Below are 24,374 nucleotides of genomic sequence, written 5' to 3'. Positions count from 1 at the left end.
ACAAGCTTCATCTTGGCAGGAAAACTCCCGCCGGAGGCGGAATGAGCTGTCCGTCAGACCACGACGCTGGCCCCTTCCGCGGACAGGCCGACGTTCTTTCGGAAGGCCGCGAACAATTCACGTCCGACGCCGGTGCCGTTGCCTGCCAGGTCCGCGGGCGCCGGGCTGCGGCCGTCCAGCGGGGTCAGGCTTTCGAGTGTCCCGGTATCCGCATCGAGCCGGACGACATCTCCGTCCCGCAGCAGGGAAATCGGGCCGCCATCGGCCGCCTCGGGGCAGACGTGGATGGCCGCGGGGACCTTGCCCGACGCGCCGGACATCCGGCCATCGGTGACCAGTGCCACCCGCAAGCCGCGGTCCTGCAACACCGCCAGCGTGGGGGTCAGGCCATGAAGCTCGGGCATGCCGTTGGATTTCGGACCCTGAAAGCGCACGACGACGATGGTGTCCTCGGTGAACGCGCCGGCCTTGAACGCCGCCTTCACGCTCTCCTGGTCGTGAAAGACGCGCACCTTGGCCTCGATCACATGCCGATCCGCCGCGACCGCCGACACCTTGACCACCCCGCGCCCCAGGTTGCCTGTCAGCTGCACCAGCCCTCCGGTCGGCTGGAACGGATCCGAGGCCGGGCGCAGAATCTTGTCGTTCAGGCTTTCGGTCGGGCCGGGGGCGTAGGTGATGCCGGAGGCCGAGAGCTTCGGCTCTTGCGTGTAGAGCTCCATCCCGTCCCCGGCGACGGTCTTCGTGTCCTCATGGAGCAGGCCTGCGTCGAGCAGCCGGCCGATCATGTAGCCCAGCCCGCCGGCCGCGTGGAAGTGGTTCACATCCGCAAGCCCGTTAGGATAGACCTTGGCCATCAGCGGTGTCACCGCAGAGATGTCGGCGAAGTCCTGCAGGTCGAGGATGACGCCGGCCGCCCGCGCCATGGCCGGCAGGTGCAGCACCAGGTTCGTCGAGCCGCCCGTCGCCATCAGGCCGACCAGTCCGTTCACGAAGGCCTTCTCGTCCAGGATGTCGGAGACGGGCCGATAATCGTTGCCCAGCGCCGTGATCTCGAGCGCACGCTCGGTGCCCGCGACGGTCAGCGCCTCGCGCAGTTCGGTGCCGGGGTTGACGAAGGATGCGCCGGGCAGGTGCAGCCCCATGAACTCCATCAGCATCTGGTTGGTATTGGCCGTGCCGTAGAAAGTGCAGGTGCCCGGCCCATGGTAGCTGGCCATCTCGGAGGCCATCAGCGCGTCGCGGCCGACCTCGCCGGTGGCGAACTTCTGCCGCACCTTGGCCTTTTCGTCATTCGGAATGCCCGAGGTCATCGGGCCCGCGGGCAGGAACACCGACGGGATATAGCCGAAGGTCGCCGCCGCGATCACCAGTCCCGGCACGATCTTGTCGCAGACGCCGAGGTAGAGGGCCGCATCGAAGACGTTGTGCGACAGGCCCACCCCTGCCGCGAGCGCGATCACGTCCCGCGAAAAGAGCGACAGCTCCATCCCGGTCTGGCCCTGGGTGACACCGTCGCACATCGCCGGCACGCCGCCGGCGACCTGGGCGGTCGCACCGGCCGCGCGGGCGGCCTGCTTGATCAGCGCGGGGAAGGTCTCGAACGGCTGATGCGCCGAGAGCATGTCGTTATAGGCAGTGATGATCCCGATGTTGGGCGTCTTTTCCGCCACCAGACTGTCCTTGTCGCCGCCCATGGCCGCATAGGCATGGGCCTGGTTCGAACAGGACATATGGGCCCGGCGCGGTCCTTCCGCAGCCGCCGCGGCCATGCGCTCCAGGTACTCGCCCCGCGGTTTTTCCGAGCGGGCGATGATGCGGTCGGTTACGGCGGCGATGGTCGGGTGAAGGGCCATGGGGCGTTCCTTTCCTCGCGTTTTACAGGGCCTTTTAGCAGGATCCGTTACCGCTAACAACTCCAGTATCGACCGCAGCAGGCGGCATCCTCCGACCATGGTCCGGCCCGGCCCGTATCTGCAAGGCATGATGCACGGGTTTGTTTCGAAGACCACCGAATTTCCTGCGATCCAGGAGAGATCGCGGACCGGCGCGGTCGGGTTGGTGAGGGTTTCATCGGCCCCGCCGAAAAGGGGGCGCGGCCCGGGGGGCGGGCGGAAACATGGTCGACGACCGGCGCCTCCGGCTGCCCGGCCCCGCGCGGCAGGCGTCGGGGGCGAGCGGTCGCTCTTTCGCCCGCAGGACGGATAGACTAGGAGAGCCGTCATGGAGCCGCCCTTTTCGTCGTCAGACCTGCCCGTCGTCCGCCTGATGCCCAAGGCGGAGGCCCGTGCCGTCCGTCACGGGTTTCCGTGGGTTTATGCCAATGAGCTGGTCCAGGATCGGCGCACGAAGGCGATCGAGCCGGGGGCGCTGGCGATCCTGGAGGACGCCAACCGCGTCGCCATGGGCGTCGTCGCGGTCAATCCGAAATCGAAGATCGTCGCACGGATGCTGGACCAGTCGCCGGACGCCGTGATCGACCAGGCTTGGTTCGAGGGCCGGCTCGCCCGGGCGCTGGCCCACCGCGAGCGGTTGTATGATGCGCCCTACTACCGGCTCGTCCACGCCGAGGCCGATGGCCTGCCCGGTGTGGTGATCGACCGGTTCGGCGACATTGCCGTGGTCCAGCCGAACGCGGCCTGGGCCGAGCGTCTGCTGGCGCCCCTGGTCGCGGCGCTGGTGGCGGTCACGGGGGTCGGCTGCGTGCTCAAGAACGCCTCCGGCAGGTCGCGGACGCTCGAAGGGCTCGACGCCGGGTTCGAGGTCCTGGTGGGCGCGGCGCCCGAGACGGCCGTCGAGGTGCCGATGAACGGCGCGACCTACATGGCCGACCTGACCGGCGGGCAGAAGACCGGCCTCTTCTACGATCAGCGCCCCAACCATGCCTTCGCTGCGGGGCTCGCCCGGGGCGCCCGCGTGCTGGACGTCTTTTCCCATGTCGGGGGCTTCTCGCTGGCCGCGCTCGCGGCGGGCGCTACCTCGGCCTTGGCCGTGGACGGGTCGGAGCCCGCGCTGACGCTGGCCCGGCAAGGGGCCGCGGCCTCGGGGCTGGCCGAGCGTTTCGACACCCGCGGCGGCGATGCCTTCGCGGTGCTCGCAGCACTTGGAGCAGAGGGCGCATCGTTCGATCTGGTGGTCTGCGACCCACCGGCCTTCGCCCCGTCCAGGTCGGCGCTGGAGGCCGGCCTTCGCGCCTATGAACGGGTCGCGCGGCTGGCGGCGCCGCTGGTCGAGGAGGGGGGCTATCTCGTGCTGTGCTCCTGTTCCCACGCGGCCGATCTGGCGAAGTTCCGCGCGGCCTCGGCCCGGGGCATCGGCAAGGCCGGACGGCGCGGCGTGCTTGTGCACGAAGGCCGCGCGGGCCCCGATCACCCGGTGCTGCCGCAACTGGCGGAAACCGGCTACCTCAAGGCGCTGGTCTTTCGCCTGTGAGCTTGCCGCTGGTCCGCGCGGGCAGGCGGCCCCGCCTGCTGCTGGATGCCTGCGTCCTCTATCCGACCGTGATGCGCGAAGTGTTGCTGGGCCTCGCGCAGGAGGGGTTCTACGCCCCGCGTTGGTCCGCGCGAATCCTCGAGGAATGGGCGCGGGCGGCGGCCAAGCTGGGCCCGGCCGGCGAGGACCAGGCCCGGGGCGAGGTGGCGCTGCTGCGCGCGGCGTTTCCGGGTGCGGAGGTCCCCGCGGGCGAGCCTCGGCGATTCTGGCTGCCGGACCCGGACGACATCCATGTCCTGGCGGCCGCGGTGGCGGGGTCCTGCGATGGCATCGTCACGCAGAACGCCAAGGACTTTCCGCGCAACATCCTGGCCGAGGAGGGGCTCGCACGGATCGACGCGGACGCGCTCGCGATGGACTGCCTCGCGGTTGATGCAGGGGCCGTGGCCCGGGTCGCGGGCCGGGTGCTGGACGAGGCGCGGCGCCTGTCGGGCGACCCCTGGGAAATGCGCAAGCTGATGCGCAAGGCGCGGCTGCCGAGGCTGGGAAAGGCGCTCGGCTAGGGCTTCGGTGCGCGGAAGTGCTTGGAGAGCTTGAGCCCCTGGCCCTGGTAATTCGAGGCGATCTCGCGGCCATAAAGCTGATCGGGCACGGCCTCCATCCTCTCATAGACGAGCCGCCCGACGATCTGGCCGTGCTCGAGGACGAACGGTGCCTCGTGACAACGCACCTCGAGCACGCCGCGCGCACCCTGGCCCCCCGCTGACGCATGGCCGAAGCCGGGATCGAAGAAGCCCGCGTAATGCACCCGGAACTCGCCCACCAGCGCCAGGTACGGGGCCATCTCGGCGGCATAGCCCGGCGGGATCGTGACCGACTCAAGGCTGACCAGGATGTAGAAAGCGCCGGGATCGAGGATGATCTGCCCGTTCCCGGTGTGGATCTCCTCCCAGAACTCCGCCGGGTCGTATTGCCCGATCCGGTCCAGGTCGATGACCCCGGTATGGGGCTTGGCCCGGTAACCCACGAGAGAGCCCGAGGCCGGGGCCAGATCGACCGAGAATCCCAGCCCGCCGTCGATCCGGGCGGCGCGATCCACCAGCGGTTCGGCTTCGTGCAGGGCGGCAAGCGCGGCATCGTCGAGAACGGCTTGTCCCGCCCGCAGGCGCAGCTGGTTCAGCCGCATCCCCGGCCGGACGAGGACGGAAAAGGAGCGCGGACAGATCTCGGCATAGAGCGGCCCGGTGTAGCCCGCCCCGATCCGGTCGAATTCGACGCCGCCATCGGTGATCGTGCGGGTCAGCAGATCCAGTCGCCCGGTGGAGCTCTTGGCATTGGCCACCGCGTGCAGGTCGTCCGGAAGGGCGAGGCGCTCCATCAGCGGGACGACATAGACACAACCCTTCTCAAGCACCGCGCCGGGTCCGAGCTCGATCCGGTGCATCTCGAATTCCGTCAGCCGCTCCGCCACCGTCCGGCCCGAGCCGGCGAGGAACGAGGCCCGCACCCGGTAGGCCTTGGCGCCCAGGCGCAGGTCGAGGCTCGCAGGCTGGACCTGGCCCTCGACGAAGGGCGTATCGGCCGTGATCGCGCCGCTGGCGATCAGCGCCGCGATGCGCTGGCTGGGCAAGACGCCTGTCATGCTCTTCCCCTCCGGTGAGAGCGGTCCGTCCCAGGCCCGGGCCGGACAGCAAAACGCCCGCCCGGTAGCGGGGCGGGCGGATTGATTTGGTCGGGCTAGCAGGACTCGAACCTGCGACCTTCCGTCCCCCAGACGGACGCGCTACCAGGCTGCGCCATAGCCCGACGTGAGGGGTCTTCTACCGGTTTTGCCGTGACGCGCAACCCCGCAAATCAGGGCTCGCGACTGTCGGGGTCCCTGGCCAGCCCGGCATGCAGCGCAGAGAGCCGGCGGAGGGCCTGCTGCAGGCGCTTCGGCCGGGCCGAGAGGCGCTCGGGATTGTTGAGAACCGACAGCAACCCCGGCGTGACCTCGCGCGGGCGGCGGCCGGGCTTGGCGGACGGCGCGGTGTCCTGTCCGGTGTCCTGTTCCGTGGCCGGGGGGGCGGGTTTCCCGGGCTCGGCCGTCTCCTGTGGGGCAGGGGCGTCCTGCGCGGCGGGCCCATCCTCGGCCGCAGACGTGTGCTGCGTGGCGGGCGTGTCCTGCGATGCCGGGGTATCCTGCGACGTCGTGGTGTCCGAGGCGTCGGCACGGGCATGGGCCGCGTCCTGCTCGGCAGGGTCACCGTGCGGGTCGCCTTCGACCGGGGCATTCTCCGCTTCGGGCAACCGTGTGCCGAAGGGCAGGAAGGGTTGCGCGTGGGTGACACCGGGCGGGGTCTCATGGATGACCGTGGGCCCGTCCGGCGGCCGCTCCGTCAGCGGGTCTTCCGCTGGCTTGTCCTCGACCTCCGCGCCGCGCGTCTCGGTCGGCGGTGCTTCAGCGCTATCGGGCGCCGGGTCGGCGGGCTGTCGGGCGGCCAGATCGGCCGCTTCGGGAGGGGCCGGAACCGGAGGGGCGGACGGGCTCGGCTTGGGCGGGGGCGCCTTCTGCGCGGCCTCTTCGGACGGCGGCGCCTTGGTGTCGGGCGTCTTGGTCGAGGCTTCCGGCGCCTTGCGCTGAAGGAAGGCCGGCAGGTCGGCGCGGGGCAGGGGCACCACGTTGTCGGCCATGGGCGGCGCGGATGCAGGTTCGGGCTCGGCCGGCTGTTCGGGTTTTGCCCCGGCCGCCTGTTCCGTCACCGGCTCCGGCGGGGACTCGGCCCCGGGCTCAAGCGGGGCAGCGGCGCGGTCGGCTGTCTCGGCGAGCACCGCGCCGGCCATGGGCGCATTCTCGCCGTAGGGTTCGGGCCCGAGGCTCGAGACATGGCGCACGCCGCGTTCACGCAGCAGCTTCTGCGCCCCCTTGATGGTCATGCCCTCTTCGTGCAGCAGCCGCTTGATACCGCCCAGCAGCGCCATGTCGACGGGGCGGTAATACCGCCGCCCGCCCGCGCGCTTGACGGGCTTGATCTGTGGAAACTTGCTCTCCCAGAAGCGCAGCACATGGGCCGGGGTGTCGAGATACTCGGCCACCTCGGAAATGGTGCGGAACGCGTCCGGGGATTTGCTCATGGAGTCAGGAGCCCCGGTTGCCGTCGGCGACCCTGTCCTTCATCAGATGGGACGGTCTGAAGGTCAGCACGCGGCGGGGAAGAATCGGCACTTCCTCACCGGTTTTCGGGTTGCGGCCGATGCGGGCCGTCTTGTCTCTGACGGAAAACGTTCCGAAGGAACTGATCTTCACCGTCTCGCTGCGCACAAGCGCATCGGACACGTGACTGATCACCGATTCCACAAGATCCGCGGATTCGTTTCGGCTGAGCCCGACCTCTGCGTGCACCGCTTCGGCAAGGTCCATGCGCGTTAGCGTCTTCTCTGACATCTCCATCCCCTTGTTTTTCTAGGACCTTAAGGACCACAAAGGAACGGAGTCAACTGCATGTGGGCGGGGGCGCGGACCGGGGATTGCCAATGGGCGTCATCGCGCTGCCGCAACGCGACCGCGTCGGCCTGGGCTGCGCCCCTGCCGGGCGGGTCGGCCACCTTGAGGTCGCCGTGCGGGATGCGGGTGCGGTTGTGCCGCGGCAGGGGGCAGCGGAGGATGGCTTTCAGGGGGCCGGGGTCGGCCTGCTTTCTATCGACAGGGGGGGCCTCGGCCGGCTTCTTGAGACAGCCGGGCCAACGGGCAATTCGACAGATGGCGAGATGACTTGCATCGCGGTGCGGCCCAATCGTGGCGTCGGACATGTCGCCTTTCGGGTCCGGGCCGGTACGATCCAGGCCGGCGGGGCAAGGCTCACCGGCCGCGCGGTTCAGCCCTTCTTGTCGTCGACCTCTGGTGCGTCGGTCGTCCCGGGCTCGGGGGTGAACGCACTGAAAGCAGCGACCCGGGCGGCGAGCTTGTCCGAGAAGCCCGATTTCGCCAGCCGATGCGCCAGCTTGAGCGCGGCGGCCACGCCGAGGGCATCCGCCGATCCGTGGCTTTTGACGACCGTGCCGTTGAGCCCCAGAAACACCCCGCCGTTCACGCGGCGCGGATCGATGCGCTTGCTCAGCCGCCGCAGCGAGGTCATCGCCAGAAGCGCCGCAACGCGGCTGAGCGGGGTCTTGCGGAACGCCTCGCGCAACAGCTCGGAGATCAGTGAGGCGGTGCCCTCGCCGGTCTTCAGCGCCACGTTGCCGGTAAATCCGTCGGTCACGATCACGTCGATCCGCGACGAGGGCAGGTCGCCGCCCTCGACGAAGCCCACGTATTCGAAATCGGCGCCGGGCGCGGCGCGGGCGATGAGCTCATGGGCAACCTTCAGCTCGGCCCGGCCCTTGTGCTCTTCGACGCCGACGTTGAGCAGGCCGATCCGAGGTCGGGTGATCCCCATCCCGTTGCGGGCATAGGAGGCGCCCATCAGCGCATAGGTCAGCAGATCGTCCTGGTCGGCGCGGATGTCGGCGCCCGCGTCGAGCATCACGTTGAAGCCGGAGGCGTTGCGCGACGGCCAGAGGCAGGCGATGGCGGGGCGGTTCACCCCCTCGATCTTGCGCAGGCGCATCATCGACACCGCCATCAGCGCCCCGGTGTTGCCGCAGCTGACGCAGACCTGCGCCTCTCTCTCGCGCACCGATTCGATGGCCGACCACATGGAGGTGCCCTTGCCATTGCGCATGACATGGCTGGGCTTGTCCGACATGGCGACCACGTCGGGCGCGTCGCACAGGGTCACCTGGCTTGAGATCCGGCGCTTGTCGACCAGCGGGCGCAGCACATCCTGGCGCCCGTGCAGCAGGATCCGCGCATCCGGCGCCTTGGCCAGGAATTGCGCGATGCCGGCCACCACGGTCGCAGGTCCGCTATCGCCACCCATGGCGTCGACGGAAATAACAACGCCACCCGCCTTTGGCAGGGGGGTGGTCGTTGCCGTGCCGTTCTGTGTCATATCCCCGAGCGGCCTTACGCCGCGTCGTCGTCCAGCTCGATCTCGTCGACCATGGCGACCACTTCACGCTCGGCGTAGTGACCGCAGGACGGGCAGACATGATGCGGGCGCTTCAGCTCGCCGCAATTGTCGCATTCGTTTGGGTTCGCGCCCGACAGCGCGTGGTGCGAGCGGCGGTTGTTGCGCCGCGACTTGGAAATCTTGTTCTGTGGGACAGCCATGTCTCAACCCCGTGGTTCGGGCACATTGGGCCCATATTTCAAGCAGCTCTCAAAGCGATACCGGCGGGCCTTAGCCCTGTTCGGCGGCTCTGTCGAGCGATGTTTCGCTGGAGCGCGGAAAATACTGCGATTCCCTCAGTGCGCAAGGGGGCCCCGCGCTTATTTTTCCGGGACTTCGTCCGTGCCCGAGTCGTCGTCGTCGTCCACCGGTTCCTGGCCGCTGGACAGCTGGTCGCGCAGGGCGGCAAGCCCGGCGAAGGGCTTGACCGCGTCGTCGGTCAGCGGATCAACCCCGGGCTCGGCAAAGAGCGCATCGCCCGGCCCCGCACCCTCGGCACGGGGATAGGGCGGCAGGGCCAGGGACAGCGCCTCGACCCCGACGGCATAGAGGTCGAGCGTGGCGGGCAGGGGATCGGCCTGGTCGTCCTCGGGCATCTCGGTTTCGGACCCGTCCTCGGGCAATTCGAAATCGGCGAGGTATCGCCGTGCAAGCGTTTCGTCGATCCGCGTGGTCACGGGCTCCAGCGTGACCACGCAGTCCTGCACGACCGTGGCGCCCAGCGTGCCGGTCAATTGCCAGTCGGTGCGGCCCAGCGGCTCCAGCCGGGCGTCGAAGCGGAACTTGCGCACCGCGGGGATGCCGAGGGCCTCGGCGATGGCCTTGCGTGCGGGGCCGTCGGGCTCCAGCACCACGTGGGTCACCTTCCGGGTCGGGAGATCCGCGAGGCGCAGGACCTCGCTTGGCAGGGGGGACGTCACGGATCGATCCTTGTCATTTTTCCGCTTTCTGATGTAATCCGCCTAGAGGGCGCACAGCGTCGGCACAAGGGGGCACCATGAGCAACGGACCGGACTTGACGAGTCGGCGTGTGCGCGGCGCGGTCGTGGCCGTTGCCCTTGCGCTGGTCGTGGGCTGCACCCCGATCTATCGCAACCACGGATTCGTGCCGTCCGAGACCGAGCTTGTAGAGGTCCAGCCCGGCGTGGACACCCGCGACAGCGTGGTCGAGATCATCGGCCAGCCCACCGCGGGCGGTGTGCTGAACGACGGCGGTTTTTACTATGTTCAAAGCCGTTTTCGCCATTTCGGGCCGCTGGAGCCGACAGAGGTGGACCGGGTCGTCCTGGCGATCACCTTCGACGACGGGGGCGTCGTGCGCAACATCGAGCGATTCGGGCTCGAGCAGGGCCGGGTGGTGGAGCTGTCCCGCCGGGTGACCGACGACAACATCCGCGACACCACCTTCATCCGCCAGCTGATCGGCAACCTGGGCAATTTCGACCCCGCCCAGATCCTGGGCGGCGACCGCTAGCCGCCGCCCTCCGGGCGAGTCGCAGGACCCTTCGGGCGCGGGAATCGGGGCTCAGTCCTCGGGCACGAAGTCCAGCGCCACACCGTTTATGCAATAGCGCAGGCCGGTCGGCTGCGGCCCGTCGGGAAAGACGTGGCCCAGGTGCGCGTCGCAGCGATTGCAATGCACCTCGGTGCGCCGCATGAACAGCGATCTGTCCTCCTTCTCGCCGACCAGCTCCGAATCCAGCGGCTGGTAGAAGCTCGGCCAGCCGGTGCCGCTCTCGAATTTGTGTGCCTGGTCAAACAGGGGGGCGCCGCAGCAGGTGCAGACAAAGGTGCCGTCTTCCTTGGGAAAGTCGTCATGGGTGCCGGCCCGCTCGGTCCCGTGCTTGCGGGTCACCTTGTAGGCCTGCGGGGAAAGTTGGTCGCGCCATTCGGCGTCGGATTTGATGACCTTGTCCATCTGGTACTTCTATCCTTCTGTCACGTTCCCGTCTTATCTAGTGTTCAAACCGCGCGATCACAGGAGGGGACATGCGGCAGATCCTCGCCAGAGGACCCTACAGGGCGCGAATTGCAGAAAGCGCCGCCGATGTCCGGCGGGCGCAGGGCCTGCGTCACCTGTGTTTCCGCAGGGGGCCCGGGATGGATGCCGACGGGTTCGACGCGGCCTGCGATCATGTGCTGGTCGAGGATGTGTCCTCGGGGCAGCTTGTCTGCTGCTTCCGCCTGCTGGCGCTGGCGGACGGGGCCGAGATCGGGCGCAGCTATTCGGCGCAGTTCTACGGGCTTGGCGGACTGCGGCGGTTCGATGGCAGGATGCTCGAGATGGGCCGTTTCTGCATCGCGCCCGGCTGCCGGGACGGCGATGTCCTGCGGCTGGCCTGGGCCGCGATGACCCGGGTCGTGGACGATCGGGGCGTCGAGATGCTGTTCGGCTGTACTTCCTTTCCTGGCACCGAAGCGCAGGCCTACAACGACACGTTCGATCTGCTGGCGGCCGAGCACCTCGCGCCGGGACGCTGGCGGCCGCAGGTCAAGGGCGCAGATGTGGTCCGCTTCAGGGCGTGCGCCCGCCGGGGCGCGGCACCCGATCGCCGGGGGGCGCTGCGACGGATGCCGCCGCTTTTGCGGACCTACCTGGTGATGGGGGGCTGGGTGTCCGATCACGCCGTCGTCGACCGCGAGTTGAACACCCTGCATGTCTTCACCGGCCTCGAGATCCGCGCCGTCCCTGCCGCGCGGGCCCGCGCGTTGCGCATGATCGCGGGCTAGGCGCGGGCGCCGGGCGAGGGCCTGCGCGATATCCTGTGCGGGGTATCGCTCCGCCCGCAGGCGCGGTAACGGTGCGCCGGACAAAGACGGCAAGGAGCGAGGCAGGGGCCATGCATATCGACGCGATACAGACACCGGCAGTGCTGATCGACATGGACAGGGCCGAGGCGAATCTGGCGATGGCGCAGGATCTGGCCAACGACCTCGGCCTGGGTCTGCGGCCGCACGTGAAGACCCACAAGTTGCCCGGGTTGGCCCGGCGCCAGGTCGCCCTGGGCGCGGTCGGCGTCACCTGCCAGAAGCTGGGCGAGGCCGAGGCGATGGCCGATGGCGGCCTTGCTGACATTTTCCTGCCCTACAACATCCTCGGGGCCGCCAAGCTCGACCGTCTCGCGGCGCTGCACGGGCGCGTGCGCCTGAGCGTGACCGCCGACAGCGCCGAGACCGTCGCCGGCTACGCCGCGCGATTCGGGCCCGAGGCCCCGCTGACGGTGCTGGTGGAATGCGACACCGGCATGGGGCGCTGCGGCGTGCAATCGCCCGAGGCGGCCCTGTCCCTCGCCCGACAGATCGACGCGGCCGAGGGGCTGCATTTCGGCGGGCTGATGACCTATCCGCCGCTGGGCCACGGGCCGGAGACGAACGACTGGCTGACCCGGGCAAAGGCGCTGCTGGAGGATGCGGGGCTCGCGTCAGAGGTGATCTCCACCGGAGGCACGCCGGATCTGTTGCGGGCCGGGCAGATCCCGGTGGCGACCGAGTATCGGCCCGGGACATATGTGTATTCCGACCGGATGCAGGTCGCCTGGGGCCACGGCACGTTGCAGGATTGCGCGATGACGGTGCTGGCCACGGTGGTCAGCCGGCCGACGCCGGATCGCGCGGTGCTCGACGCCGGGTCCAAGGCGCTCGCGGCCGATACCTGCGGCGCGCCCGGCTTCGGGCATCTGCCGGCCTATCCCGACGCGGTGGTCACCGGGCTGTCCGAAGAGCACGGCGTCGTGGATCTGTCGGCCTGCACGCGCAAGCCCGAGATCGGCGAGCGGCTGCGGATCGTCCCGAACCACGCCTGCGTGGTCAGCAACCTCTTCGACCGGGTCCACCTGATGCGCGGCGACGAGGTCGAGGAGATCGCGCAAGTCACCTCGCGCGGGGCTCTGACCTGACCGGACTGTCACCCGGCGGAGCGTTGACGGAACGCGCCCGGTCCGGTACCGACGATCCCACCTTCAGGGAGTGACGACGATGGACACGCGCAACCGGTAATCCGGACAGACCGCCCCGACCGGGCGGTACGCATCGGGCGGCGACGCCCGCATTCCATCGCACATACCCCAGGATACCCCATGACCAGATTGACTGGAAAGACCGCCCTTGTGACCGGGGCTGCCCGCGGCATCGGCGCCGCCATCGCCATCGCCACCGCCTTTGCCGAGGAGGGCGCCCGAGTCATCGTCACCGATATCGACACCGCCGCCGGCGCGGCGACGGCCCGGGCCATCGGCGCGGAGTTCCTGCCGCTCGACGTCGCGTCTGAGGCGGACTGGAGCCGGATCGCCGCAAGGGTCCCGACGCTGGATGTGCTGGTGAACAACGCCGGCGTGACCGGCTTCGAGGGGCCGTTCGACGGGCCGCCCCCCGCCCACGATCCCGAGCATGCGCAGCTCGCCGATTGGCGGGCGGTCCATGCGGTCAACCTCGACGGCACGTTCCTCGGGTGCCGCTATGCCATCGGCGCGATGCGGGCGGCGGGCGCGGGGGCGATCATCAACATCTCCTCGCGGTCCGGGCTTGTGGGCATACCGGCGGCGGCGGCCTATGCCGCCTCCAAGGCCGCGGTCCGCAACCATACCAAGACTGTCGCGCTCTATTGTGCGGGGCAGGGGCTGAACATCCGCTGCAACTCGATCCACCCGGCCGCGGTGATGACCCCGATGTGGGAGCCGATGCTGGGCGATGGCCCCGACCGTGCCGCCCGCGCCGCCGCGCTGGTGGCCGACACGCCGCTGCGGCGCTTCGGCGAACCGCGCGAGGTCGCGGCGATCGCGGTGCTGCTGGCCTCGGACGAGGCCGCCTACATGACCGGCGCGGAGCTGACCATCGACGGCGGTCTGCTGGCCGGATCGGCCGCGACCCCCGGCGGCTGAGGGCGCGCCGCGGCCGGGGGGGGGTATTCCGCCCCGGCCCGGCCTGCGGTATCTGCACCCAAGGTGCCGCGGGCCGGGCGGTGCCGGCCCGATCCATTCCCGGCCGGGAGATGCCAGATGAGCCTTGAGCTGTTCGACCTCGCGGGCAAGACCGCGCTGATCACCGGGTCCTCCCAGGGTATCGGGCTGGCCCTGGCCCGGGGGCTCTGCGGGGCGGGGGCGGCGGTCGTGCTGAACGGGCGCGACGCGGACAAGCTGTCGGACGCTGCGGCGAGCCTGCGGGCGGACGGGGCCAAAGTGGACATATTGGCCTTCGACGTGACGGACCATGCCGCCGTGCGGGCGGCCATCGACGGCTTCGAGGCCGGCACCGGGCCGATCGACATCTTGGTGAACAACGCCGGCATGCAGCACCGCGCCCCGTTGGAGGATTTTCCGCCCGACGCTTTCGAGGACCTGCTGCAGACCAACATCGCCAGCGTCTTTCACGTGGGCCAGGCGGTCGCCCGGCACATGATCGCGCGGGGCGCGGGCAAGATCGTCAACATCGCCTCGGTCCAGACCCTGCTGACGCGTCCCGGCATCGGGCCCTATGCCGCCACCAAGGGCGCGGTGGCGAATTTGACCAAGGGGATGGCGACCGACTGGGCCCGCCACGGTCTGCAATGCAACGCGCTTGCGCCGGGCTATTTCGAGACTCCTCTCAACCGGGCCCTGGTCGAGGACGCGGCGTTCTCGGACTGGCTGGCCAAGCGCACGCCGGCCGGCCGCTGGGGCCGGGTCGAAGAGTTGGTGGGCGCCTGCATCTTCCTGTCCTCGGCCGCGTCGTCCTTCGTCAACGGCACCACCGTCTATGTGGACGGCGGCATCACGGCCGCGCTATGAGCGACGGCCGCTACGTGGTCATGGGCGTCTCGGGCTGCGGCAAGAGCCTGATCGGCGCGATGCTGGCCGCGCGGCTGGGCGCCATCTTCCATGACGGCGACGATCTGCACCCGCCCGCCAACGTGGCCAAGATGGCGCGGGGCACGCCGCTGACCGATGCCGACCGGGCCCCCTGGCTCGACGAGGTCGGCCGGGTCCTGCGCGTGCCGAACATCGTCGTGGCCTGTTCCGCGCTCAGGCGCATCTACCGCGCCCGGATCACCGAAGCCGCCGGAGCGCCGGTGACGTTCCTCTATCTGCGCGGGACGCGGGCCACCCTGCAGGCGCGGGTTTCGAACCGGCCCGGCCATTTCATGCCCGCCGCGCTGCTCGACAGCCAGCTTGCGACCCTGGAAGAGCCCGGCCCCGAGGAGCGGGCGGTCACCGCCGATATCGAACAGCCGCCCGACGCGGTGGTCGCGGCGCTGATCGCCGGGCTGCAGGCCGAGGGTGCGCCGAGCTGACCGGCCAGCACGCCCGCCTGCGCGACCAGTGCGCCCGCGTGCGCGACCAGTGCGCCCGCGTGCACGGCGGTCGGCCACGGAAAACCTCTGGCACGTCGGGCGGGGCCGCTTTAGCATTCCCGCCCAGAGGCCGATCGGACCGCCGGGCCGGGCCGGGCCGACACCTGAGTGAGAGGACGCCGCGCGGCATGGCCAGGAACATCCTTTTCATCATGTGCGACCAGCTGCGGTTCGACTACCTGGGATGCGCGGGCCACCCGCATCTGAAAACCCCACATATCGACGCGCTCGCCGCCCGCGGTGCGCGGTTCGACCGGGCCTATGTCCAGTCGCCGATCTGCGGGCCAAGCCGGATGTCGTTCTACACCGGGCGCTATACCCGCAGCCACGGCTCCACCTGGAACGGCATCCCGCTGCGGGTGGGCGAGATGACCATGGGCGACCACCTGGGCCCCCTGGGCCTTCGGACCGCGCTCTGCGGCAAGACCCACATGGTGCCCGATATCGCGGGCATGTCCCGCCTTGGCATCGACCCCGGCTCGGGGATCGGCAACCGGCTGGCGGAATGCGGGTTCGAGGTCTGGGACAGGCTCGATGGTCTGCACCCCGCCCCCCTGCCGCGCCCCTCGCACTACGAGGACCACCTGCGCGGCCTCGGCTTCGGCGGCCCCAACCCGTGGGAGCAATGGGCCAATTCCGCCGAGGGCGACGACGGAGAGATCCTCTCGGGCTGGCTGATGGAGAACGCCGACAAGCCCGCCCGCGTGGACGAGGCCGAGAGCGAGACGCCCTATACCACCACCCGTGCCATCGAATTCATCGAGGATGCGGGCGACGCGCCCTGGTGCCTGCACCTCAGCTACATCAAGCCGCACTGGCCCTATATCGTGCCCGCGCCCTACCACGACATGTATGGCCCCGAGCATATCCAGCCGCTGGTGCGCAGCGAGGCCGAACGCGCCGACCCGCATCCGCTCCATGCCGCCTACATGGGGCATCGGTTCTCGCAGGTGTTCGCCCGCGAAGAGGTCCGCGAACGGGTGATCCCGGCCTACATGGGGCTGATCGCGCAGATCGACGACCAGATCGGGCGGCTGATGGCGTATCTTGACGAGACGGGCCTCAGCAAGGAGACGCTGATCGTCTTCACCTCGGACCACGGCGACTACCTCGGTGACCACTGGCTGGGCGAGAAAGAGCTGTTCCACGATCCCTCGGCCCGGATCCCGCTGATCGTCGTGGACCCGTCGCCCGAGGCCGACGCGACGCGCGGGCAGGTGCTGACACCGCTGGCGGAGGCGATCGACCTGCTGCCGACCTTCGTCGACTGGGCCGGGGGCGAGGCGCGGCCGCATATCCTCGAAGGCCGCTCGCTGCTGCCGCTGCTGCGCGGGCAGGATGTGCCCTGGCGCAATGTCGCGATCAGCGAATACGATTATTCCCTGCGCGGGGCGCGGCGCAGCCTGAACCAGCCGGTCGCCGATTGCCGGCTTGTCATGGTCTTCGACGGCCGCTGGAAATTCATCCATGCGGAGGGCTTCCGGCCCATGCTCTACGACCTCGAAGCCGACCCACAGGAGCTTTGCGATCTTGGCGCCGATCCGGCCCATGCCGGGGAATGCGCCCGGCTGGAGGCGATCATGAACCGCTGGGCGCGCGGCCACCATTCCCGCGTCACCGTCTCGGATGCCGAGATCGAGGCTGTGGGCGACGGCGACCTGCGGGCGGGCATCGCCATCGGCTTCTGGGACCAGGCAGAGATCGACGCGGCCATGGACGCCGGCGGCGACAGCGGAAACTGACAGCGGGGCCCGGGATGAAAAGTGCGCTGAAGACAGAGGCCGCGGCGGCGATGATCCCGGACGGGGCGACGCTGATGATCGGCGGTTTCATGGCGGTGGGCACGCCGCACCGGCTGATCGACGCCATCGTGGCGGCCGGCCCAAGGGACCTTACGATCATCGCCAATGACAGCGCGATGCCCGGCAAGGGGATCGGCAAGCTGGTCTCGGCCGGGCTCGTGGCGCGGATGGTGGTTTCGCATATCGGGCTCAACCCCGAGACCCAGGCCGAGATGAACACGGGCCGCATCGCGGTCGATCTCGTGCCCCAGGGCACGCTGGTCGAGCGCATCCGCGCGGGCGGCGTCGGGCTGGGCGGCATCCTCACGCCGACCGGGCTCGGCACCCTCGTGGCAGAGGGCAAGCGGATCATCGAGGTCGCCGGCAAGCCATATCTGCTGGAGGAGCCCCTGCGGGCGGATTTCGCCCTGATCGCCGCGCGTCGCTCGGACTACGTGGGCAATCTGGAATATTTCCTGACCGCGCAGAACTTCAACCCGCTGATGGCGATGGCCGCCGACACCGTCATCGCTGAGCCCGAAGCAATCGTGCCCGTGGGGGTGATCCCGCCCGATGCCGTGCGCACCCCCGGCGCGATCGTGACCCATATCCTCGAAAGGCCCGCCTGATGGAGCCCAAGGACTACATCGCCGCCCGCGTCGCGCAAGAGATCCTGCCCGGCACGCTGGTCAACCTCGGGATCGGGCTGCCGAGCCTCGTGGCGGGCTACATTCCGGCCGATGCCGGGGTGTTCTTCCAGGCCGAGAACGGCGTGATCGGCATGGGGGCCCGCCCGCCCGAGGGGATGGAGGACCCGGACCTGACCGATGCGGGCGGCGGCTTCATCACCGCGGTGCCGGGGGCCGCGGCTATGGACAGCGCCATGAGCTTCGGCCTGATCCGCGGCGGGCACGTGGATGTCACCGTGCTGGGCGGCCTGCAGGTGGACGGCCAGGGCCGGCTCGCCAACTGGATGGTGCCGGGCAAGATGGTGCCGGGCATGGGCGGGGCAATGGACCTTGTGGGCGGCGCGAAACGGGTCATCGTCGCCATGACACACACCGCCCGGGGGGCGCCCAAGATCGTCGGGACCTGCACCCTGCCGCTGACATCGGAGCGCCCGGTGGACCTCATCGTGACCGAGATGGGGGTCTTCGCGCCGGGGCCCGGCGGGCTGGGCATCGTCGAGCTCGCGCCGGGCATAACGCTGGAGGCCCTCCGCGCGGTGACCGGCGCCCCGCTTGCCGCCTGAGCACGCCCGGATCGGGACCGGGGACCGCCGGGGGCAGGGCCTCGGCCGGCTGTCCTGACCCGCGACCGGGTCCGCCGCGCGGGCGCGACGAAAGCCCGGGGCGTGGTCGTGGATATGCCTCATGGATATATTGCCACCTTTTGCCGAAACATTGGGGACTTTTTTGATTTTCCTCGTCGGCAAGGTCCCGGGTGAGACTGAGGTCTGGCGCCGGCGGGGCGCTTGCGCAGCATGAAACTCCTGCGTCGATCCGGCCGTGCACCGCGGGTGGTCTTGTCGCCGAGACGGCGGCGCAGGCAGGGCCCTGCTGTAATCCGTCATGCAATTCCGTCATTCCAATGATGTGAATGATATGAAACGCGCATGGGGCTCTTGGCCGCGGTATCCCACTTCTGGCACATGACTTGCGAACCCGAGGGGCAGCGGGCCCTCGGGACGTGCCGCATCTTTCGCGGTCCCAAGTGTCGGAACCTTGTCGGAGGGATATTCATGCTGACCATCGGTCTTCTCGGCGCCGGACGCATCGGCCAGGTTCATGCCAGGGCCATCGCCTCGAACGCGAACAGCCGGCTGGCCGCGATCTCGGACGTGCACGCGCCCGCGGCCGAAGCGCTTGCGGCGACCTGTGGCGCCGAGGTCCGCAGTTCCGAGCAGATCATCGCCGATCCGGCCATCGACGCGGTGCTGATCGCGACCCCGACCGACACCCATTCGCCCCTGATCGAAGCGGCGACGGCGGCCGGCAAGGCGGTGCTTTGCGAAAAGCCGGTGGATCTGTCGCTCGACCGGGCGCTGGCTTGCAAGGCGGCCGCCGACAGCACCGGCCGGCCCGTCATGGTCGGCTTCAACCGCCGCTTCGATCCCAGCTTCGCTGCGGCCAAGGCCGCCTTCGATGCCGGAGAGATTGGCAAGGGCGAGCTGCTGTCCATCACCTCATTCGATCCCGCGCCGCCGCCCCTGGCCTATATCGGCGTCTCCGGCGGGCTGTTCCGGGACATGGCGATCCACGATTTCGACATGGCGAGCTGGATTATGGGCGGCGTGCCCGAGACGGTGACCGCCACGGCGAGTTCACTCGTCGACCCGGCGATCGGCGAGGCCGGGGACGTGGACACGGCGGTGATCGTGCTGCGCTATGCGGACGGGCGCATCTGCGTCATCCGGAACTCGCGCCGCGCGGCCTATGGCTATGACCAGCGGCTGGAATACCTCGGCTCCGAGGGGATGCTTTCGGTGGAGAACGTGCTGGAGAACACGGTGCGCAAATCCACCGGGACCGGCGTCGAGAGCGCGAAGCCCGAGTTCTTCTTTCTTCAGCGCTACATGCGCGCCTACGAGATCGAATGGGCGGCGTTCGTGGCGGCGGTCGAGGGCGGCACGCCCATGCCGGCGACCTTGCAGGACGGCATCAATGCCCTGGCGATCGCCGAGGCGGCGACACTGTCGGCAAAGACCGGCACGCCGGTCGCCGTGACGCCGGAAATGCTGGGCCAGGGCTGAGCGAGGCGCATGGCGGCGCCGCCCGCTCAGGCTCCGGGAAAGAAACAGGCCGCGGCATGGGCGTCGTCCGACAGCGCGGGGCGTTCCCTGCGGCATTTGTCGGCCACTTTCCAGCACCGCGGCGCGAAGGGGCAGCCGTCCGATACGTCGAAGGGCGACGGCAATTCCCCCGCCAGCTTGATGCGCTCGTGCGCCGCGGTCGGATCGGCCTTGGGCGTGGCCGAGAGCAACGCCTGCGTATAGGGATGCTGGGGGGCGCCGAAGATCGCCTCCTTGGCGCCACGTTCGACCACGCGGCCCAGATACATGACCATCACGTCGTCGGCGAGGTGCCGCACCACGCTCAGATCGTGGCTGATGAAGAGATAGGCGAGGTCGAGCCGATCCTGCAGGTCCACCAGCAGGTTGATGATCGCGCTCTGGATCGAGAGGTCGAGTGCAGAGACGGGCTCGTCCAGCACCAGCACCTTGGGGTCGAGCATCAGCGCCCGCGCGATGGCGATCCGCTGGCGCTGACCGCCCGAGAACATGTGCGGATAGCGGTCGTAATGCTCGGGCCGCAGGCCGACGAGGCCCAGCATCTCGCGGGCCTTGGCCTCGCGCTCGGCGGATGACATCCGGGGGCGGTTGATGACCAGCGGTTCCTCGAGGATCGTACCCACCCGCTGGCGCGGGTTGAGCGATCCGTAGGGATCCTGGAACACTATCTGCACGTGCTGGCGCAGTTGGGGCCAGGTCTCGGGCACCATGTCGGTGCTGTCGAGGGTCAGCGTGCCGGCCGTCGGCGCCTCGATCATCGTGACCATTCGCGCGAGGGTGGATTTCCCGCAGCCGCTTTCGCCCACCACGGCCAGTGTCTTGCGCGGGCTGAGCCGGAAATCGACGCCCGCGACGGCGTGCAGGACACGCGGCTTGCTGAACAGGCCGCCGCCCACGTCGTAATCACGCTTGAGCCCGGTGGCGGACATGACCGTCTCGGCTGTCATGACAGGACCCTTTCGTCTTCGCCCAGGGGATAGAAACAGCGGGCAAAGCCCCATTCGGGGCCCTGAACCGTCGGCGCCTGCGCCTTGCACCTGGCATCGGCGAACTTGCAGCGCGGCGAGAAGAGACAGCCGGCGGGCCGGTCGAATTGTCCCGGCACGACGCCCGGGATCGTCGGCAGGCGCTTTTCGGTGGCGCGCTCGGGCAGGGCGTCGAGCAGGGCCTTGGTATAGGGGTGATGCGGGTCGCGGAACAGCGGCACGACGGGCTGCTCTTCGATCTTCTGGCCGGCGTATTGCACGCTGACACGCTCGGCGGTCTCGGCCACCACGCCCATGTCATGGGTGATGAGCACAAGGCCCATGCCGCTGTCGTCGCGCAGGGATTTCAGAAGGTCGAGGATCTGCGCCTGGATGGTGACGTCGAGCGCGGTGGTCGGCTCGTCCGCGATCAGCAGCTTGGGCTTGCAGGCGATGGCCATGGCGATCATCACCCGCTGGTTCATGCCGCCCGACATCTGGTGCGGGAAGGCGGCCAGCCGCCGCTCGGGGTCTGGGATGCCGACCTGCTGGAACAGCTCGATCGCGCGGGCGTGCCGCGCCCTGCGCCCGAGGCCGAGGTGATAGCGCAGCACTTCCTTGATCTGCCAGCCCACCGGGAAGCAGGGATTGAGCGAGGACATCGGCTCCTGGAAGATCATCGCCATCTCGTTGCCGACGATCCGGCGGCGGGCGCGGGGCTCGATCCGCAGCAGGTCCTGGCCGTTGAAGCTGACCTCGTCGGCGGTGACCGTCGCGGTCCAGGGCAGAAGCCCCATGACCGCCAGCATCGAGACCGACTTGCCAGAGCCGCTTTCGCCCACGATGGCGAGGATCTCGCCGGTGTTCACATCCTGGTCGACCGCGTCGACGGCGCGGAACTGCCCGCCCGACGTCGCGAAATCGACGCTGAGGTTTCTGATGCGCAGGAGAGAGATGGCGCTAGCTCCTCTTCATCTTGGGATCGAGGGCGTCGCGCAGCCCGTCGCCCATCAGGTTGATCGCAAGGACGGTGACGAGTATGGCGAGGCCGGGGAAGGTCACGACCCACCAGGCGCGCAGGATGAATTCGCGCGCCTCGGCCAGCATGGTGCCCCATTCCGGTGTCGGCGGCTGCGCCCCCATCCCAAGAAAGCCGAGCGCCGCGGCGTCGAGGATCGCGGTCGAGAACGACAGCGCCGCCTGCACGATGATCGGAGCGAGGCAATTGGGCAGTACGGTGATGAACATCAGCCGAAGTCGGCCCGCGCCCACGACCCGGGCCGAGGTGACATAGTCCTTCTGCCGCTCTGACAGCACGCTGGCGCGGGTCAGGCGGACGTAATGCGGTTGCAGCACGATGGCGATGGCGATCATCGCATTGGTCAGCGAGGGCCCGAGGATCGCCACCAGCACCAGCGCCAGCAGCAGGGAGGGGAAGGCGAGGATGATGTCCATCACCCGCATGATGATCGTGTCGACCCATTTGGGCGCGAACCCCGACAGCACGCCGATGAAGATCCCGCCCGAGGCGGCGACACTGACGACCACGATGCCCACGAAGAACGAATAGCGCGCCCCCTCGATCAGCCGCGAGAGCATGTCGCGGCCCAGCGGGTCGGTGCCCAGGACATAGGTCCAGCTTCCGCCCTCTTGCCAGACCGGCGGTTGCAGGGCGAAGTCGCGGAATTGCTCGGTCGCGTCATGGGGCGCGATCCAGGGCCCGAACAGCGCGAGGAACGCGAACCCGGCAAAGACCCAGAGCCCGGCGACCGCGCCCCGGTTCTCGCGGAAATAGAACCAGAACTCGCGCAGGCGGCCGGGACGTTCTGGCGCCTCGGCGGGCGGGGCGGGAGAGGCCGCGGTCTCGGTCATCAGCGCTTCCTGATCTTGGGGTTGATGACGCCGTAGAGCATGTCGACGATGAGGTTCACGATCATCACCATGACCGCGATCAGCAACAGCCCGCCCTGCACCACCGGGTAGTCACGGCGGAAGATGCTGTCGACCATCCACTTGCCGATGCCGGGCCAGCTGAAGATCGTCTCGGTCAGGATCGCCCCGGCCAGCAGCGTGCCGACCGACAGGCCGATCACCGTGATGACCGGGATCAGCGCGTTGCGCAGGGCGTGGATGCCGTTGATGCGCGACGGGTTCAGGCCCTTGGCGCGGGCGGTGCGGATGTAATCCTCGCTCAGGACTTCCAGCATGGCCGACCGGGTCTGGCGGGCGATCACGGCCAGCGGGATCGTGCCCAGCACGATCGTGGGCAGGACCAGGTGCCGCACGGCCGAGCCGAACGCGCCACTCTGGCCCGACACGAGGCTGTCGTAGAGCATGAAGCCCGTGGGATTCGGGAAGTAGTAAAGCAGGTCGATCCGGCCCGAGACGGGCGTCCATTGCAGGGTGCCGGAAACGACGATGATCAGCAGCAGCGCCCACCAGAAGATCGGCATCGAATAGCCCACCAGCGCCGTGGACATCAGCGCCCGGTCGAAGAACTTGCCGCGGTTCACGGCGGCGATCACGCCCGCGGGCAGCCCCAGCGCCACGGCGAAGATCATCGCGCAGACCGACAGCTCCAGCGTGGCGGGGAACAGTGAAAAGAACTCGTCCCAGACCGGGCGCTTGGTGACGAACGAGGTGCCGAGGTCGCCTTGCAGGACGCCGGTCAGGTATTCCCAGAACTGCACCGGCAGCGGCCGGTCGAAGCCGAATTGTGCCGACAGCTCGGCATAGCGTTCCTCGGTCAGGCCGCGTTCGCCCGCCATCACGATGATCGGGTCCCCCGGCAGCATCCGGATGAAGCCGAATGAAATCAGCGTGACCCCGATGAAGGTCGGCACGAAGGTCAGCAGGCGGCCCAGGATATAATTCAGCATCTGAGCACCGTCATCTCTTTGGGAAAGCTGGTCAAGGAGGTGCAGCCGCCTTCGGTGATCAGCACGTCGTCCTCGATCCGAACGCCGAAATTGTCGATCTCGTAGAGTCCGGGCTCGTTGGTATAGACCGTGCCCGCGGGCAGGACCATGTGGTTGCCGCGCATGATGTAGGGCGCCTCGTGGACGTCCCGACCCAGGCCATGGCCGGTCTTGGTGCGGATACGGTCGGCATAGGGCGAGGCCTCGAGCACGCCGATCACGTGGTCGTCGATCTGGTGGGCGGTCACGCCGGCGCGGGTGATGTCGAACCCGGCCAGGTTGGCGCGCAGCACGGTGTCATAGACCGCGGCCCCTTCGTCGCTGACATGGTCGAGGAACACGGTGCGGGTGATGTCGGCGGCGAAGCCATGCTTGCGGGCGCCGAAATCCAGCAGCAGCGCGTCGCCGGCCTTGACCGCGTAATCGGCGCGGGCCTTCGCATGGGGCCGGGCAGAGCCGTCGCCGGCGGCCACGATGGGCGGAAAGGACTGATCCTCGGCCCCTTCGGCGAAGAGCGCCTGGATCAGCACCTGCTCGATCTCTTTCTCGGTCTGGCCCAGGCGGACGCTGTCCAGCGTTCGGGCCAGTGCGCGTTCGGAAATGTCGATGGCGGCTTGCAGGGCGGCGATGTCGTCCGGCGTCTTGATCATCCGCAGGGCCGAGATCTCGCGTTCGGCATCGACGATCCGCAGGTCGGGCCGAGCCTTGAGGAAAGCGTGGTGGATGAAGACCCGCATGACCTGGCCCTCGACCCCGAGGGAGGCGATGCCCAGATGGTCCATCAGCCCCGCGAAGGCGGCGTCGTATCCGTCCTGGTCGCGCCAGTCGAAGACGGCGCCGTCGAAGCCCACAAGCTCCCAGCTGCGCAGTTCGAGGTTGGGGACGAGCGCGGCGGCCGGGCCGTCGGCAGGGATCACCAGCAGAAAGGGGCGCTCGTTGCTCATGAAGAGGTGCTGCACGGCGCGGGTGAAATTCGGGCCCGGAACAAGGGCGACGGCGTCGACGCCCATGCGGGCGGCCACGGCGGAATAGTCCGACAGGCGGGTCTTGAGGGATGCGCTCACGGCGGACAGCCTTTTTCGCAGTGTGGGAATGTCGCGGAACGGGCGACCGGGGTGTCCGGGGCGAC

Annotated in this window: 25 protein-coding genes and 1 tRNA gene; 12 read left to right on the top strand and 14 right to left on the bottom strand. The window is 69.0% G+C overall.

Annotated features, from left to right (window positions below; genetic code table 11):
• Window positions 1-53 precede the first annotated feature (53 nt).
• Window positions 54-1,856: a phosphogluconate dehydratase gene (gene edd / locus ROA7023_RS02105; protein WP_085877329.1), complete on the bottom strand. Its 1,803-nt coding sequence runs from the start codon at window positions 1,854-1,856 to the stop codon at window positions 54-56.
• 367 nt (window positions 1,857-2,223) lie between these two features.
• On the opposite strand from edd, the gene ROA7023_RS02100 reads away from it, so the two are divergent.
• Both ROA7023_RS02100 and ROA7023_RS02095 read left to right on the top strand, forming a co-directional pair.
• Window positions 2,224-3,432, top strand: a complete 1,209-nt coding sequence (locus tag ROA7023_RS02100) for an RSP_2647 family RNA methyltransferase (RefSeq protein ID WP_085877328.1) — start codon at window positions 2,224-2,226, stop codon at window positions 3,430-3,432.
• The gene (locus ROA7023_RS02095) at window positions 3,429-3,995 is read left to right on the top strand and encodes an RSP_2648 family PIN domain-containing protein (RefSeq protein ID WP_268807966.1); all 567 of its coding nucleotides are present in this window, start codon (window positions 3,429-3,431) and stop codon (window positions 3,993-3,995) included. The genes ROA7023_RS02100 and ROA7023_RS02095 overlap by 4 nt, the downstream gene beginning before the upstream one ends.
• On the opposite strand, the gene ROA7023_RS02090 is transcribed toward ROA7023_RS02095, so the two are convergent.
• The 7 genes from ROA7023_RS02090 to ROA7023_RS02055 all read right to left on the bottom strand — a co-directional run bounded on the left by ROA7023_RS02090 (window position 3,992) and on the right by ROA7023_RS02055 (window position 9,385).
• A complete protein-coding gene (locus tag ROA7023_RS02090) occupies window positions 3,992-5,074 on the bottom strand; it encodes a 2'-deoxycytidine 5'-triphosphate deaminase (protein ID WP_085877327.1) in 1,083 nt (360 codons plus the stop codon). The two genes, ROA7023_RS02095 and ROA7023_RS02090, sit on opposite strands and share 4 nt — an antisense overlap.
• 87 nt (window positions 5,075-5,161) lie before the next feature.
• A tRNA-Pro gene (locus ROA7023_RS02085) sits at window positions 5,162-5,238 on the bottom strand.
• A 48-nt stretch (window positions 5,239-5,286) separates the two neighbouring features.
• Complete coding sequence (locus tag ROA7023_RS24980; protein WP_085877326.1) at window positions 5,287-6,546, bottom strand: MerR family transcriptional regulator; 1,260 nt, start codon at window positions 6,544-6,546, stop codon at window positions 5,287-5,289.
• A 4-nt stretch (window positions 6,547-6,550) separates the two neighbouring features.
• Entirely contained in the window at window positions 6,551-6,856 is a 306-nt protein-coding gene (gene ihfA / locus ROA7023_RS02075) for an integration host factor subunit alpha (protein ID WP_085877442.1), read from the bottom strand.
• 430 nt (window positions 6,857-7,286) lie between these two features.
• Entirely contained in the window at window positions 7,287-8,405 is a 1,119-nt protein-coding gene (gene plsX / locus ROA7023_RS02065; RefSeq protein ID WP_085877324.1) for a phosphate acyltransferase PlsX, read from the bottom strand.
• Window positions 8,406-8,419: 14 nt separating this feature from the next.
• On the bottom strand, window positions 8,420-8,626 hold the full coding sequence (rpmF, locus tag ROA7023_RS02060) for a 50S ribosomal protein L32 (RefSeq protein ID WP_085877323.1): 207 nt from the start codon (window positions 8,624-8,626) through the stop codon (window positions 8,420-8,422).
• A gap of 159 nt (window positions 8,627-8,785) precedes the next feature.
• On the bottom strand, window positions 8,786-9,385 hold the full coding sequence (locus tag ROA7023_RS02055) for a YceD family protein (protein WP_200812443.1): 600 nt from the start codon (window positions 9,383-9,385) through the stop codon (window positions 8,786-8,788).
• A gap of 77 nt (window positions 9,386-9,462) precedes the next feature.
• On the opposite strand from ROA7023_RS02055, the gene ROA7023_RS02050 reads away from it, so the two are divergent.
• On the top strand, window positions 9,463-9,939 hold the full coding sequence (locus ROA7023_RS02050) for an outer membrane protein assembly factor BamE (protein WP_085877322.1): 477 nt from the start codon (window positions 9,463-9,465) through the stop codon (window positions 9,937-9,939).
• A 51-nt stretch (window positions 9,940-9,990) separates the two neighbouring features.
• Here ROA7023_RS02050 and msrB read toward each other — a convergent pair whose 3' ends face one another.
• Window positions 9,991-10,383, bottom strand: a complete 393-nt coding sequence (gene msrB / locus ROA7023_RS02045) for a peptide-methionine (R)-S-oxide reductase MsrB (RefSeq protein WP_085877321.1) — start codon at window positions 10,381-10,383, stop codon at window positions 9,991-9,993.
• Between the two features lie 71 nt (window positions 10,384-10,454).
• Here msrB and ROA7023_RS02040 point away from each other — a divergent pair, with 71 nt between their 5' ends.
• The 9 genes from ROA7023_RS02040 to iolG all read left to right on the top strand — a co-directional run bounded on the left by ROA7023_RS02040 (window position 10,455) and on the right by iolG (window position 19,323).
• Window positions 10,455-11,195, top strand: coding sequence for a GNAT family N-acetyltransferase (locus tag ROA7023_RS02040; RefSeq protein ID WP_085877320.1), 741 nt, complete (start codon window positions 10,455-10,457; stop codon window positions 11,193-11,195).
• A gap of 110 nt (window positions 11,196-11,305) precedes the next feature.
• Entirely contained in the window at window positions 11,306-12,361 is a 1,056-nt protein-coding gene (locus ROA7023_RS02030) for a D-TA family PLP-dependent enzyme (protein WP_085877318.1), read from the top strand.
• Between the two features lie 180 nt (window positions 12,362-12,541).
• The gene (locus ROA7023_RS02025) at window positions 12,542-13,342 is read left to right on the top strand and encodes an SDR family oxidoreductase (protein ID WP_085877317.1); all 801 of its coding nucleotides are present in this window, start codon (window positions 12,542-12,544) and stop codon (window positions 13,340-13,342) included.
• A gap of 117 nt (window positions 13,343-13,459) precedes the next feature.
• On the top strand, window positions 13,460-14,227 hold the full coding sequence (locus ROA7023_RS02020) for an SDR family oxidoreductase (protein WP_085877316.1): 768 nt from the start codon (window positions 13,460-13,462) through the stop codon (window positions 14,225-14,227).
• A complete protein-coding gene (locus ROA7023_RS02015) occupies window positions 14,224-14,730 on the top strand; it encodes a gluconokinase (RefSeq protein ID WP_143535411.1) in 507 nt (168 codons plus the stop codon). Before ROA7023_RS02020 ends, ROA7023_RS02015 begins: the two co-directional genes overlap by 4 nt.
• 188 nt (window positions 14,731-14,918) lie before the next feature.
• A complete protein-coding gene (locus ROA7023_RS02010; protein ID WP_085877315.1) occupies window positions 14,919-16,532 on the top strand; it encodes an alkaline phosphatase family protein in 1,614 nt (537 codons plus the stop codon).
• 14 nt (window positions 16,533-16,546) lie between these two features.
• Window positions 16,547-17,200 carry a CoA transferase subunit A gene (locus ROA7023_RS02005; RefSeq protein WP_085877314.1) on the top strand — a complete coding sequence of 218 codons (654 nt, stop codon included), beginning with the start codon at window positions 16,547-16,549 and terminating at the stop codon, window positions 17,198-17,200.
• Window positions 17,200-17,823, top strand: coding sequence for a 3-oxoacid CoA-transferase subunit B (locus ROA7023_RS02000; protein ID WP_085877313.1), 624 nt, complete (start codon window positions 17,200-17,202; stop codon window positions 17,821-17,823). Before ROA7023_RS02005 ends, ROA7023_RS02000 begins: the two co-directional genes overlap by 1 nt.
• Window positions 17,824-18,312: 489 nt before the next feature.
• Window positions 18,313-19,323 carry an inositol 2-dehydrogenase gene (gene iolG / locus ROA7023_RS01995; RefSeq protein ID WP_085877312.1) on the top strand — a complete coding sequence of 337 codons (1,011 nt, stop codon included), beginning with the start codon at window positions 18,313-18,315 and terminating at the stop codon, window positions 19,321-19,323.
• Window positions 19,324-19,349: 26 nt separating this feature from the next.
• On the opposite strand, the gene ROA7023_RS01990 is transcribed toward iolG, so the two are convergent.
• From ROA7023_RS01990 to ROA7023_RS01970, 5 genes are read right to left on the bottom strand one after another with little or no spacing between them, the layout of a single operon-like run.
• On the bottom strand, window positions 19,350-20,309 hold the full coding sequence (locus ROA7023_RS01990) for an ABC transporter ATP-binding protein (protein ID WP_085877311.1): 960 nt from the start codon (window positions 20,307-20,309) through the stop codon (window positions 19,350-19,352).
• Window positions 20,306-21,283 carry an ABC transporter ATP-binding protein gene (locus tag ROA7023_RS01985; protein ID WP_085877310.1) on the bottom strand — a complete coding sequence of 326 codons (978 nt, stop codon included), beginning with the start codon at window positions 21,281-21,283 and terminating at the stop codon, window positions 20,306-20,308. Before ROA7023_RS01985 ends, ROA7023_RS01990 begins: the two co-directional genes overlap by 4 nt.
• A gap of 4 nt (window positions 21,284-21,287) precedes the next feature.
• Entirely contained in the window at window positions 21,288-22,199 is a 912-nt protein-coding gene (locus tag ROA7023_RS01980) for an ABC transporter permease subunit (protein ID WP_085877309.1), read from the bottom strand.
• Window positions 22,199-23,206 (bottom strand): ABC transporter permease subunit, encoded by a 1,008-nt coding sequence (locus ROA7023_RS01975; RefSeq protein WP_085877308.1) that lies wholly within the window; start codon window positions 23,204-23,206, stop codon window positions 22,199-22,201. The genes ROA7023_RS01980 and ROA7023_RS01975 overlap by 1 nt, the downstream gene beginning before the upstream one ends.
• Window positions 23,200-24,255, bottom strand: a complete 1,056-nt coding sequence (locus ROA7023_RS01970) for a M24 family metallopeptidase (RefSeq protein ID WP_370739189.1) — start codon at window positions 24,253-24,255, stop codon at window positions 23,200-23,202. Before ROA7023_RS01970 ends, ROA7023_RS01975 begins: the two co-directional genes overlap by 7 nt.
• Between the last annotated feature and the right edge of the window lie 119 nt (window positions 24,256-24,374).

The organism is Roseisalinus antarcticus (assembly GCF_900172355.1).
GTDB classification, from domain to species: domain Bacteria; phylum Pseudomonadota; class Alphaproteobacteria; order Rhodobacterales; family Rhodobacteraceae; genus Oceanicola; species Oceanicola antarcticus_A.
This window is presented reverse-complemented; position numbering and strand designations above follow the sequence as displayed.